Origin of the sequence: Winogradskyella sp. HaHa_3_26 (assembly GCF_019278425.1) — a bacterium.
GTDB classification, from domain to species: Bacteria; Bacteroidota; Bacteroidia; order Flavobacteriales; family Flavobacteriaceae; genus Winogradskyella; species Winogradskyella undariae.
The window spans coordinates 3,622,790-3,636,002 of record NZ_CP058981.1 but is presented as its reverse complement, the minus strand read 5'-3'; the positions used below and the strand labels follow the sequence as shown (position 1 = coordinate 3,636,002).

Sequence of the window (13,213 nt, the reverse complement as noted above, 5' to 3'; positions counted from 1 at the left end):
TTAGTTGTTTTGTACTCAACCCAAATTAAATAAAAAAATTAAGCATGAAACATCTTTTTACACTACTATTTTTACTACCATTAATCAGTTTTTCGCAATCTGAATTAGAAAAACAATTAGATTCTATTTCTACACCAGAACAAGCCCAAATCTTTTTAAAAAAGAACAAACCTAAAAAAGGAAAACTATTCACTTTTAATAAAGCAAAACATAAAACCAGATTAGCTGACGAGTTATTTAGCATGGCTAAAGGTGGAAAAAAAGTAATTAAAACAGACTTTAAAAAAACGTTTTACAAAGTTATTGACAAGGCCGATGTTGATTATGCAAAATTTAGAATTATTGAATTTAAAGCCGCTAGCACATCAGATGAAGAAGCAATATCTAGACGAAAAAAGGTATTATCACAATACATGCAAGGGTACCGTTTTAAAGACTTAGCAAAACACAACTCTGAAGGATCAACGGCTAAAATGGGTGGTGATACCGGATGGATTAAAGAAGGTGAAATGCCAGAAGCTTTTGATGCTGTTGCTTTTAAAGAAAACCACCCTCTTGATGAAGCTTTTATGGCAGATGACACAGAGCATAAAATCTATTACCTGATTGTAAAAACCGAACCTATAACATTAATAGAAGAGGTTACTGTTTTAAAATTTACTGAAGCTATTGAATAATGCAATTGTTCTACAACCAACATATCACAGAAAACGATTCCGACTTTAATTTCGATAAAGATGAAAGTCGGCATATTGTAAAAGTTTTAAGAAAAACCATTGGTGATACCTTACAGATCACCAATGGTAAAGGTTGGCTTTTTGAAGCTGAATTAACTTTAGCAGACCAAAAAAAATGTTCTGTAAAAATTCTTTCTAAAAGCTTACAACCAAAACGAAATTACAATCTTCATTTAGCTGTTGCACCAACAAAAATGAATGATAGATATGAATGGTTTTTAGAAAAAGCAACCGAAATAGGAATTGAAACCATTACGCCTATCATTTGTGATCACAGCGAAAGAAAAGTGGTAAAAATAGAACGGTTTGAAAAAATTATTCAATCTGCAACCAAACAGTCTTTACAATATTATTTACCTAAGCTTAATGACCCAATGAGCTTCAAGGATTTTATTAGTCAAGATTTTACGGATCAAATATTTATTGCACATTGTGAAGAAACAGATAAAAAATCCTTAAAATCTCAATTAAAACCAGCTAGCAACTGCACTATTTTAATTGGTCCTGAAGGTGACTTTAGCGTTAAAGAAATTGAAATGGCGTTACAACATCACTTTATTCCTGTAACTTTGGGTGAGACACGTTTACGTACAGAAACAGCAGCCATCGCCGCTTGCCATTCTGTCGCTTTTTTAAATGAATAAATACATGAGAATTATATTCACGCTATATTTTACCTTTTTTACTGCTTTATTGTTTTCTCAAGATGTTGCCATTGTAAAATACAAAGGAGGTGGAGATTGGTATAGTAACCCAACAGCATTACCTAATTTGGTAAAATATTGTAATGACAATATAGATACTAATATTAATGAAAATGTTCAAACGGTAGAAGCAGGAAGTATTGATATATTTCAATTTCCTTTTTTACATATGACAGGGCATGGAAATGTATTTTTTAGTGATGATGATGCCGAAAATCTAAGAAATTATCTTATTTCTGGAGGATTTATTCATATTGATGATAATTACGGAATGGCTCCTTACATCACTAAAGAGTTGAAAAAGGTATTTCCTAATAGTGAATTAATCGAAATTCCTAAAGATCATAAAATATTTAGTTCTGCTTTTAACTTCCCAAATGGCTTACCAAAAATCCACGAACACGACGGTAAAGCCCCACAAGCATTCGGTATTTTTAAAGACAATAGATTAGTTTTATTATTCACTTTTGAAAGTGATTTAGGAGACGGATGGGAAGATCCAGAAGTACATAATGACACAGAAGACGTTAGAGAAAAGGCACTTAAAATGGGTGCTAATATTGTAAAATATGTTTTTGAAAATTGAATTCACCTTTAGAAAAAAGATAATCATATTACAATTATTCACCACGGACTAAAATGCAACTTAACCACTATAATACCAACTTCAAAAAACACAAACACCCTATAAAGGTTATTTGCGATAATGTAAGTAATGCTCCAAATATTGGAAGTTTATTTAGAATTGCTGATGCTTTTGGTATTGAAGAATTAATATTTTGTGGTACCGGTATTCAACTTGGCAAACGCATGAATAAAACATCGCGTTCTACAGAAAAATACGTTACACACTCTATAAAAGAGAATATTGAGAACGTTATTGAAGATTTAAAAAATAATAACTATTATCTTATTGCTCTAGAAATTTCAGAAAATAGCCAAGCTTTAAATGAATTTAAACTTACAACCAATCAACCAATTGCTTTAATTTTAGGTGATGAAAACTTTGGTGTATCTGAAACTATTTTAAAACAAGTAGATGCAACTGTACATATTAATATGTTTGGAAATAATAGCAGTATGAATGTTGTACAAGCAACAGGTATTGCACTCTACGAACTAACAAAACAACTTAATTTCTAAATTTGCCTTGCTAAATTTAATTCAGCATCTTTGAGTAAATAAAAAACAGATGGAATCTAAAACAATATCTAAAGGGATTTTAAGAGCATTAGGAGTTGTTGTTGCTACTCTTGCTGTCTTATATTTCCTTTTCAAAATTCAATCAGTAATTGTTTACATTGTTATTGCTGTCGTAATTTCCTTGATCGGACGACCAATAATTTTATTTTTAAGAGACAAACTAAAATTCAACAATACGATTGCTGTTGTAACAACAATGCTTTTACTCATTGGACTTTTAGTTGGCTTAGTAGGACTTTTTATTCCCTTAATTATTGAACAAGGTCATAATTTAGCATTACTTAATATTGAACAACTTCAAAGTAATTTTGAAGATTTATACGATCAAATTATTACTTATTTTCAATTTAATCATATTGATATAGAACAATCCATAAAAGATTCTAGCCTATTCTCTAATTTAGATTTTGCAATTATACCAAATTTTCTAAATAGCTTTATCAGTGGATTAGGTAGCTTTAGCATTGGTTTATTTTCTGTTCTTTTTATCTCTTTTTTCTTCTTAAAAGACAGTAAATTGTTTGAAGATGGTATGATGACTTTTATTCCAAAAGGAAATGAAGAACGTTCAAAACGTTCATTTACAATAATTAAAGATTTATTATCACGCTATTTTGTTGGACTTATATTTCAAATTTTAATTCTATTTATAATCTATACTATTGTTTTACTCCTTTTCGGAATTGACAATGCTATTGTTATTGCTTTTCTTTGTGCCCTTTTAAATTTAGTACCTTATATAGGACCATTAGTTAGTGGTTTTTTAATAATGCTTTTAAGTATGTCTAGCAACTTAGGGGAAAGCTTTAGTGATGTTATTTTACCAAAAACAACTTACGTAATGATTGGTTTTATCTTTGCTCAGTTAATTGATAATTTCTTTAGCCAACCATTTATATTTTCTAAAAGTGTAAAATCTCACCCTTTAGAAATTTTCTTAATTATTATTATTTCAGGCATCTTGTTTGGAGTTGTAGGAATGATTGTTGCCATACCAACTTATACAGCACTAAAAGTTGTTTTAAAGGAATTTTTATCAGATTACAACATCGTTAAAAAACTTACTAAAGGTTTATAATTTAAGTTTGAACAGATCCATATTAAATATTGAAATTCAAGAATTTATAAACAAACATATAGATTCTAATCCTTCAGAATTATTATTGAAAGGTTTACCATTTGAAAACGTAGATCCTAAATTAATAATAGAACAGATTGAGGCTAAAAAACGTTGTCAAAAAAAACTAAGTACTTGGTTTCACTCTGAAAATATATATTACCCTAACAAATTAAATATAGAACAAACATCTTCTGAAGTTACAGCAAAATACAAATCATCTTTAACCACAGGAGACACTATAATTGATCTTACAGGCGGATTTGGAGTAGATGCTTATTACTTTTCAAAACAAGCAAAAGAAGTCACCCATTGCGAAATTAATACCGAACTCTCAGAACTCGTAGCGCATAACTTTAAAACGTTAAATGTTTCAAATATTAATTGTGTAAGCGATAACGGTATTGAAACTCTAAAACGTATTAACAAGCCATTTGATTGGATTTATATAGATCCATCTCGAAGAGATCATTCTAAACAAAAGGTCTTTTTACTTTCAGATTGTGAACCCAACATTAAAACCTATAAAAATGTATTTCTAAAATACTCTAAAAACGTGATGATTAAAACATCACCTCTATTAGATTTAACAGCGACATTGTTAGACTTAGATAATGTAAAAGAGATTCATATTGTAGCTGTAAACAATGAGGTTAAAGAATTACTTTGGATTTTAGAACGCGACTTTAATGATAATACCATCGTTAAAACAATAAATTTAACAAAAACAGGTAATCAGCATTTCGATTTTAAATTTAAGGAAGAACCATTTTCTAAAGAAACTTACAGCTCACCACTTACCTATTTATTTGAACCTAATGCTGCTATTTTGAAATCTGGTGGTTTTAATTCTATAAGTGAAATATTAAGCATAGATAAACTACACAAACATTCTCACCTCTATACTTCTGATACATTGGTAGATTTCCCTGGTAGACAATTTAAAATTGAAAAAATACTACCTTATAATAAAAAAATCATTTCTAAAGAACGCATAACTAAAGCTAATATAACCACACGAAATTTCCCAATGCCAGTAAGTGATATTAGAAAAAAATTAAAAATTAAAGACGGGGGAAGTGTGTATTTATTTTTCACAACGGATTATGAAGACACTAAAATAGTTTTAGTATGCTCTAAAATTTAAGTCTTATTACAAAAACCTTATTGAATTACTCAACCATCCTTTTTCTTCATAGCTTTATTAATGCCTATTTTTTTAAGTTCTTTTTAAAATCAATAATCGCATATTAAAAAAAACGTTGATGATTTATATTTCATAAATTGGGTTTACTTAAATCAAAAAAATATTTTACATAAAAAAACATGCAAAACTATATATCTGATAAATAAATAGTTAAAAACACAATTTAAAATAATGTTCTTTTTTCAATAAAAAAGTTGTAAAAAAGTTGTGTTATTTTAAATGTTAATGTATATTTGCACCCGCAATTAAAGACATATGTTCTTTTAAATACTGGAGAGGTGCCTGAGTGGCCGAAAGGAACGGTTTGCTAAATCGTCGTAGGTGGAAACACTTACCCAGGGTTCGAATCCCTGTCTCTCCGCAAAATTTACTACAGTAATTGCACTGTAAGTATTTTTTAAGATAACCAATTCGGGGTGTAGCGTAGCCCGGTTATCGCGCCACGTTTGGGACGTGGAGGCCGCAGGTTCGAATCCTGCCACCCCGACTTTTATTGAATTTTTAGAGTTTTACTCTAAATGGTCGCATAGCTCAGCTGGATAGAGCACCTGCCTTCTAAGCAGGCGGTCGAAGGTTCGAATCCTTCTGCGATCACAAAAAGCCTTAACATTTATGTTGAGGCTTTTTTGTTGTTTATAATATACCTTCACTTCACTAAATAAGTGACAGACAAAAACGTTAGAAAAATAAAGAAATATTCACTTTGCAAATAGAAATAAAAAATCCAAGATCAACATGCTACAAATGCATGAATCCTAAAAGCACATGTATTTGTAAACACATTAGTCCCTTACAGACTAAAACTCGTTTTATTATTCTTATGCACCCTAAAGAGTACAAAAAAGAAAAAAACGGAACAGGACATATGACTAAGCTTCAACTTAAAAATTCTGAAATTATAGTTGGAGTAGATTTCACTAATAATAACCGTGTAAATGAAATTCTGACTAAAGAAAAAAAATCTTCTTTTTTACTTTATCCAGGTAAAGATAATTTCAACTTATCTGTAAGAGAAGGTTCAGAGATAAATTCATTTATGGGCAGTAATCCAAACATCTTTATTCTTGATGGTACGTGGCCTTGTGCCCGTAAAATGCTAAAACTAAGTAAGAACTTACAAGAACTAAAAAGGGTCAGTTTTGATAATGAAATTAAATCAAAATTTATCATCAAGCAGCAGCCAGAGCCTCTTTGTCTTAGTACTATTGAGTCTGTCTATACAGTCTTAAATTTACTTAAAAAAGGTGGCTTAGAACAATGCGATACAAAGGACTTTCTTGTTCCTTTTGAAAAGATGATTGAGCATCAACTTGAATATCTGCAAAACCCAAATAATAAGAATTATCGTTCAACTGAGAGCAATGAGATTATTACTAAGAACTTGTATAAAAAAAGTACAGAAAGAAATATAATTTTTGAAAAAGAGAATTAAATAATCAATCCTAAAATGATTTTAAAATTAATCATGAGAAATTCATTTTTTGGAAGGATTATGCTTTTATGAACATAATTCAGTATCTAACAAAATTTTTGTAACCAAAAAAGCCGCTCCCTATTGCGGCTTTTTCTTCTAATAATATTTATTTTAAAATAAATATTATTTTATTAATTAAGTTTAAAATATTACTAATCTATATTTTACTACTAAATATTATAACCTTTAACTTCGTTACTCCTTTAATAACTATTTTGACCTAATGAATAAAAACAGTCAAACTCAGGGCACCTTGTGCCCCAATAACCAAAGATTGTTCTATATCTGCAGTTTTTGATGGTCCAGAAATAAAAACCCCAAAATCAGTTTCACTAGAAGCTATTTTTTGATAGGCTTGGTGCATAAAAGAAACTATGTTTTCTTTATTTAATACCAAGACCAAATGCTTTGTAATAAACGGTAATACGCGTATAGGAATTTGATTGTCTGATAACCAAATAGCTCCATTCTCTGCGACACCTATGTTACTTTCAAGTATCAGTATATCTAAATCTTCTAGTTCATGCGGCTTATTTAGTGCTTCTAAAGAAACCGTATTAAAATCTTGAGTTCCTTCAAGTGTCGAAAAATTAACTTTTGTATCTGGAAATAAAGATATCACTTGAGAAATAATATTCTCTTTTGATAACGCGTTAACAACATTACCTCCAACCACTTCAACTTTTGTGGTAAATTCTTTCATTAGATCTCTTCCATCTACAAAAACATTTAAATCTATGTTTGGAAGTTCTAATAAGTCTGGCTTATTTGCTTTTGCTCTTGATAAAATATGTTCTCTACTACTCATTCTCTCTTCTTTTTTTATACCAATCGTCAAAACTTTCGGTTGGTCCTGATGGTAAATCTCTTTCTTTCCCCCAAACATTTGGTTTTGAGTTAATTATTCCTTTCGGCAAAGTTCTTAGAGACCATCTCGCTACCTTTCCAACACGTTCAAATTGCATTGGTTTAGCAAATACTTTGCCCATCATTTTCATAGATGTTTTCTTAATAAATGGCTGAGGCGTTTCTTTAGTTATAATCTGTCTCCATTTGTACAACTGACTATGGATATCAATTTTTACAGGACACACATCTGAACATGATCCACATAAGGTAGATGCAAATGGTAAACTACTATGTTTTGTAAGATCTTTACCAGGAGATAAAATAGAGCCTATAGGACCTGGAATTGTTGCATCATAGCTATGTCCTCCACTTCGTCTGTAAATAGGACAAGTATTCATACAAGCTCCGCAACGAATACAATGTAACGATGCTCTAAAATCTGGTCTGCTTAATTGCTCTGTTCTACCATTATCTACAATTACAATATGCATTTTATTACCATTAATTGGCTTTTTAAAATGCGATGAATACGTCGTAATTGGTTGTCCAGTAGCACTTCTTGCTAACAATCTCAAGAAAACTCCTAAGTGTTCTTGTTTGGGAATGAGTTTTTCAATCCCCATACATGCAATATGAATAGGAGCTAAATGCGCACCCATATCGGCATTCCCTTCATTGGTACAAACTACAAAACCACCTGTATCTGCTATAGCAAAATTAACACCTGTAATGGCGGCATCTGCACTTATAAATTTCTGACGAAGATGCTTTCTTGCTTCTCCTGTTAAATACTGAGGATCTCCACCTGAAGGTTTTGTACCTAAATGTTCTTGAAAAAGTTCATCAACCTCTTCTTTTGTTTTATGGATAGCAGGTAATACTATATGACTTGGTGGCTCTTTGGCCAATTGCACTATGCGTTCTCCTAAATCCGTATCAATAACCTCAATACCATCAGCTTCTAAAAAAGGGTTTAAATGACACTCTTCAGTAAGCATCGATTTACTTTTTACAACTTTCTTTGCATTATGCGATTTAAGGATGCCATGAACAATTCTGTTATGTTCGTCTCCATCGGCTGCCCAATGAACTTGTACTCCATTTATTAAAGCATTTTCTTCAAATTGAATTAAATAGTTATCTAAATTTGAAAGTGTATGCGCTTTAATTCCGTGGCCGTAATTACGTAACGATTCCCAGCCTTCAACAGCATGTACCGCTTTATCGCGTTTATGCCTTACAAACCATAAGGCTTTATCGTGCCAATCGACCTTTTTCTCGTCTTTATTAAATATAGATGCTGCTTTTGAATGATTCATTTTTACTTTAAGTTTAAATACTACTATTCAAAATTTCGGCGATGTGTAATACTTTTAAGGGTTGTTTGTTTCTATTAATCAAACCTTCTAAATGCATCAGGCAAGATGTATCTGTAGCTGTTATTACTTCTACTCCACTTTCTAAATGATCCTTAATTTTATCTTTACCCATTTTTACAGAAATAGCTTCTTCTGTTACAGCAAAAGTACCTCCAAAGCCACAACACTCATCTTTTCTTGCTAATGACATCAATTCTGCACCTTCAACTTCGTTCAAAAGATCTTCTATCGATGAAAAGGACGGTCCAACAAGTTCAGAACAAGATCCTAATCGTAATCCACGTAAACCATGACAACTTTTGTGTACTCCTATCTTATGTGGGAATTTTGCGTTTACATTTTTTATTTTGAGGATATTAACAATAAAGTCGCATAGTTCGTAAACGTTATTCCTAACATTAGTAACTGCTTCTGTTTGTGGTATGATATCATAGTGCTTTTTAACATGGTAAGCACAGCTTCCAGATGGTGTGACTACATAATCAAAATCCTTAAAATTTTCTACAAAATTATGACAAGCACCTACCGATTCAGATTCATAACCTGAATTAGCCATTGGTTGTCCACAACATGTTTGCCCAGAAGGATATGTAACGTTTACATTAAGTTTCTCCAATAGTTCTAACGTTGCTACTCCAACCTGTGGATATAATTGATTGATATAACAAGGAATAAATAATCCTACTTTCATAATGTGCTTTTATAATTCATATACTTTATCCGTTAACATTCCTTTTTTATTACTAATCGTTATAAATTTTTAAAGTTCTATACCCATATAAAGCAATAAAACAGAAACAAATAAAAGGAAGAATGAAAGAGAAATTAACACCAGAAAACGGTCCTATCTTTTCTGTATCTATCATTAACCCTTGTAAGATTGGCATTAAAGCACCACCAACAATTGCCATTACTAAACCAGCAGCTCCTAAAGTTGAATCTTCTTCACTTAATCCATTTAGAGCAATACCATAAATGGTTGGGAACATTAGAGACATAAAAGCTGAAGTAGCTACTAATAAGTAAAGTCCCATAATACCTTCAATTAAAATAACACCAGACGTAGTTACCATAGCACATAGTGCAAAAATCATTAGTAACTTTCTTGAGTTTATATATTTCATTAAAAACGTACTTACAAAACGACTAACTAAAAATATGGACATCGCGATAATGTTATAATTTTGAGCATCTGCTTTTGATATTCCCAAATTTCCTGCATATTGAATAATGAATGTCCAACACATAATTTGTGCCGCGACATAAAATAGTTGCGCTATAACTCCTTCTTTATATTTTCCATTTTTGAATAATCTTTTGAATGAAGATGCCGCACTTGTTGGATTTTCATTTTTTACTCGTTTAGGCATTTTTGTTATAGAGATGACAACTAACATGGCTATAACGACAAAGCCAAGAATGACATAAGGGTCTCTAATAATTGCTAAATCGTGGGTTCTAATAATTGCTTTTTGAGTTTCGTTTAATGTCGTAAAAATGAGTTCACCTGCTTCATTTCTAATATCAGAATCCAAAGCTACAAGTATAAATTTTGAAGCTACAAACATTCCAAAAAGCGAACCAATTGGGTTAAATGCTTGTGCTAAATTTAAACGTTGTGTTGCGGTACGCTCGTCTCCCATAGATAAAATAAAAGGATTAGAAGTCGTTTCTAAAAAAGCAAGCCCAAAAGTTAAAATATAGAGTGATGCTAAAAAGAATCCAAATATTTCAAATTCAGCAGCAGGAAAAAACATTAAAGCACCAACAGCATATAATGACAAACCTAAAATAATACCACTTTTATAGCTATATTTCCTAACAAAAAGTGCCGCTGGTATAGCCATAGTCGCATAACCTCCATAAAAAGCTAATTGCACAAGTGCTGCTTTAGCGGTTGAAATTTCCATTACAGTTGCAAATGCAGCAACCATTGGATTTGTAATGTCGTTAGCAAAACCCCAAAGTGCGAATAGAGATGTAATCAATATGAAAGGAAGGATGACCTCTTTAGAGACTATTGGTATTTTGTCAGTGTTGTTGTTGTTCATTTTGGTTTAATTTAGTTTGTCTTAAGAAAAAAACACTATTCAGTTTATAGACTCATTTTATTGTCTGAAAAACAAATAGTGTTTTTAGCTTAATTTTATTTTGCATTATCTGTATTGTGCATAGATTACCTTGGTTTGAAGATATTCTTCCATACCATGCTTTCCATCTGCTCCGCCTAAACCAGATTTTTTCCATCCTGCGTGGAATCCTTGAATCGCTTCAAAATGTTCTCTGTTGATGTAAGTTTCGCCAAATTCTAATTCTTGACTAGCATGCATTACTTTATTAAAATTCTCAGAGAAAATAGATGATGTTAACCCAAAGTCACTGTCATTTGATAAAGCAATTGCTTCATCAAGCGTGCTAAATGTCATTACTGGTAAAACAGGACCAAATACTTCTTCCTGTATAATTTGCATATTCTGCTTAACGTTAGTTAATAAAGTCGGTTGGTAGAAATAACCTCTATCGAACTGGCTAGATCTCTTTCCTCCCACTACAACTTCAGCACCTTCTTTTTTAGCAAAGTTTACCATTTCTTCAACTTTATCAATTTGTGCTTGAGACACCATACTACTCATATCTGGATTGTTGGCAGAGAACGCATCATCAATTTTTACTTCGTTGAATTTCTTTGTCACTCTATCCATAAACTCATCATATATAGAATCTTCTACATAAACACGTTCTGCACAGTTACAAACTTGTCCACTAAAGATTATTTTAGAGTTAACAATAGCATTAACAGCTAATTCTAAATTAGCATCAGCACATACAATAGCAGGTGCTTTTCCTCCCAATTCTAAAGATACCTTAGTAATGTTTGGTGCTGCAGCTTCCATAATTTTCTGGCCAGCATAAACACTCCCTGTTAAACTTACAATACCTGTAATAGGACTTTTTGTTAATGCATTTCCAACTATTGGACCAGAACCACAAACAAAGTTTAAGACACCTGCAGGTAATCCTATATTTTCAATAAGATTTACAAATTCCATAACGGTATTTGGAGCTACACAACTTGGCTTAATAACACATGTGTTACCTGTTACTAAAGATGGTGCCACTTTTCTTGCCATTACAAAAAATGGAAAATTCCATGGTAATATACCTACTGAGACACCTATAGGTGCTTTATGTAAAAAGATATGTTCTTTAGCTCTATCGCTCTGAATAATTTCTCCTTCTATTCGTCTTGCCCAACCTGCGTTATAATCAAAATAATCGGCTGTAACATCAATTTCTACTTGCGCTAATCCTATAACCTTAGCTTGTTCTGCTGCTAAAGTTTCTGCTAAAAACACACGATTTTCACGAATGACATTAGCCATTTTATTTAAATAGCCCGCACGCTCAATTGCTGTTATAGATTTCCAAGCATGTTGCGATTCTTTTGCTGCATCTAATGCTTTGTTAGCATCTTCAACAGAACCATGTGGTATCTCTGACAATACTTCTTCTGTACAAGGGTTAAGTACTTTTGTTACTTCTGAAGAAGTAGATTTTACAAATTTTCCATTTATAAATTGATTAAATTCTTTCATGAGTGTTTACGTTTAGTTTATGTTGTTATATGTTTAATAAATTCGAAGTTTTTACTAAAAAAAAACAATAGTTCGAATTCTTATCTGCTAATTTGGTTCACAAACTTATATAAAAATGTGATTTTGATATTTATCCATATTAATCAATAATATGTATAATTTAAACATAGAATGATTTCTGTGTTTAAAATCTTAACAATATTTGATGTTGAAAAACTTATATATTGCTATAGATTTTTTTGATCTACAACCTAATAGTATTGGTCTCAACAAATAATGAAAAAAAAAGGTGAAGTGGCTTTCTCAAATCCGTCAATTGATTGCTCAAAATCCTCATAAGCCTAAAAACAAACATAATTAGACTCTCGTCTTGAGTATTTAAACCGTGAGCCTAGGTCTATTTGCTAAATTTGTACGATACCGAAGTTAGGCTACCAAAATAATTAACCATGATGTAAATAAAGCAAGGTTGGTAGGTCTTTTTGACAATTCTATAGGTGTTAATATATAAGGAGTGCATCAGTAAAAATTAGATGTAATGATCAATAAAAGATTTATACAATCTCTAAAGAATAGAAATATTGTTTCTAAAGAGAATGATGAATTTATACCCTTAGAGAAAAGCGACAAAGAATCGAATACATACAAATCCTTTAGATGGTTTATCTAACATTGATGTGAATATTTCTATTATACTATAGGATATAACATTAAAGGATTTACAATCAACCTAGCAATTGACGCGTTTTACAATTCGCATACTGATATCACATTTTTAAAGAAGGAACTATTATATTATGTAAATCAAGGAAATTATATTTAGATCGTTTTCATAAATATATTAATGAGCATTTTCCTTTTTATTACAGACATTATTTTAAAGTAAAAAATATTTAAATTTATTAAATAATAAATTTAAATATGTATATTATCCAGCCAATTTAAAT

13 protein-coding genes and 3 tRNA genes are annotated in these 13,213 nt (G+C 31.1%); 11 read left to right on the top strand and 5 right to left on the bottom strand.

Translation table 11 applies throughout. From position 1 onward, the window contains the following. Nucleotides 1–44: 44 nt before the first annotated feature. The 10 genes from H0I32_RS15690 (at nucleotide 45) to H0I32_RS15645 (ending at nucleotide 6,400) form a co-directional block, all read left to right on the top strand. Nucleotides 45–677, top strand: coding sequence for a peptidylprolyl isomerase (locus H0I32_RS15690; RefSeq protein ID WP_179314502.1), 633 nt, complete (start codon nucleotides 45–47; stop codon nucleotides 675–677). Beyond that, nucleotides 677–1,381 carry a 16S rRNA (uracil(1498)-N(3))-methyltransferase gene (locus H0I32_RS15685; RefSeq protein ID WP_179314501.1) on the top strand — a complete coding sequence of 235 codons (705 nt, stop codon included), beginning with the start codon at nucleotides 677–679 and terminating at the stop codon, nucleotides 1,379–1,381. The genes H0I32_RS15690 and H0I32_RS15685 overlap by 1 nt, the downstream gene beginning before the upstream one ends. A 4-nt stretch (nucleotides 1,382–1,385) precedes the next feature. Continuing rightward, nucleotides 1,386–2,027, top strand: a complete 642-nt coding sequence (locus H0I32_RS15680; RefSeq protein ID WP_179314500.1) for a DUF4159 domain-containing protein — start codon at nucleotides 1,386–1,388, stop codon at nucleotides 2,025–2,027. 53 nt (nucleotides 2,028–2,080) lie between these two features. Then, nucleotides 2,081–2,584, top strand: coding sequence for a TrmH family RNA methyltransferase (locus H0I32_RS15675; RefSeq protein ID WP_179314499.1), 504 nt, complete (start codon nucleotides 2,081–2,083; stop codon nucleotides 2,582–2,584). Nucleotides 2,585–2,633: 49 nt separating this feature from the next. Then, the gene (locus H0I32_RS15670) at nucleotides 2,634–3,722 is read left to right on the top strand and encodes an AI-2E family transporter (protein WP_179314498.1); all 1,089 of its coding nucleotides are present in this window, start codon (nucleotides 2,634–2,636) and stop codon (nucleotides 3,720–3,722) included. Between the two features lie 7 nt (nucleotides 3,723–3,729). Next, nucleotides 3,730–4,908, top strand: coding sequence for a THUMP-like domain-containing protein (locus tag H0I32_RS15665; RefSeq protein WP_179314497.1), 1,179 nt, complete (start codon nucleotides 3,730–3,732; stop codon nucleotides 4,906–4,908). 332 nt (nucleotides 4,909–5,240) lie between these two features. Further along, a tRNA-Ser gene (locus H0I32_RS15660) sits at nucleotides 5,241–5,329 on the top strand. A 51-nt stretch (nucleotides 5,330–5,380) separates the two neighbouring features. Further along, a tRNA-Pro gene (locus H0I32_RS15655) sits at nucleotides 5,381–5,455 on the top strand. Between the two features lie 33 nt (nucleotides 5,456–5,488). Next, nucleotides 5,489–5,562, top strand: a tRNA-Arg gene (locus tag H0I32_RS15650). Between the two features lie 109 nt (nucleotides 5,563–5,671). Continuing rightward, complete coding sequence (locus H0I32_RS15645) at nucleotides 5,672–6,400, top strand: tRNA-uridine aminocarboxypropyltransferase (protein ID WP_179314496.1); 729 nt, start codon at nucleotides 5,672–5,674, stop codon at nucleotides 6,398–6,400. A 262-nt stretch (nucleotides 6,401–6,662) separates the two neighbouring features. Here H0I32_RS15645 and H0I32_RS15640 read toward each other — a convergent pair whose 3' ends face one another. The 5 genes from H0I32_RS15640 to aldA all read right to left on the bottom strand — a co-directional run bounded on the left by H0I32_RS15640 (nucleotide 6,663) and on the right by aldA (nucleotide 12,266). Beyond that, on the bottom strand, nucleotides 6,663–7,250 hold the full coding sequence (locus H0I32_RS15640; RefSeq protein WP_179314495.1) for a lactate utilization protein C: 588 nt from the start codon (nucleotides 7,248–7,250) through the stop codon (nucleotides 6,663–6,665). Then, nucleotides 7,243–8,610, bottom strand: coding sequence for a lactate utilization protein B (locus H0I32_RS15635; RefSeq protein WP_179314494.1), 1,368 nt, complete (start codon nucleotides 8,608–8,610; stop codon nucleotides 7,243–7,245). The genes H0I32_RS15640 and H0I32_RS15635 overlap by 8 nt, the downstream gene beginning before the upstream one ends. A gap of 13 nt (nucleotides 8,611–8,623) precedes the next feature. Continuing rightward, nucleotides 8,624–9,361: a (Fe-S)-binding protein gene (locus tag H0I32_RS15630; protein ID WP_179314493.1), complete on the bottom strand. Its 738-nt coding sequence runs from the start codon at nucleotides 9,359–9,361 to the stop codon at nucleotides 8,624–8,626. Between the two features lie 52 nt (nucleotides 9,362–9,413). Further along, a complete protein-coding gene (gene fucP / locus H0I32_RS15625; RefSeq protein ID WP_179314492.1) occupies nucleotides 9,414–10,721 on the bottom strand; it encodes an L-fucose:H+ symporter permease in 1,308 nt (435 codons plus the stop codon). 105 nt (nucleotides 10,722–10,826) lie between these two features. After that, a complete protein-coding gene (gene aldA / locus H0I32_RS15620) occupies nucleotides 10,827–12,266 on the bottom strand; it encodes an aldehyde dehydrogenase (protein WP_179314491.1) in 1,440 nt (479 codons plus the stop codon). 538 nt (nucleotides 12,267–12,804) lie between these two features. On the opposite strand from aldA, the gene H0I32_RS18100 reads away from it, so the two are divergent. Beyond that, entirely contained in the window at nucleotides 12,805–12,936 is a 132-nt protein-coding gene (locus tag H0I32_RS18100; protein ID WP_256928776.1) for a hypothetical protein, read from the top strand. The last annotated feature ends 277 nt before the right edge of the window (nucleotides 12,937–13,213 follow it).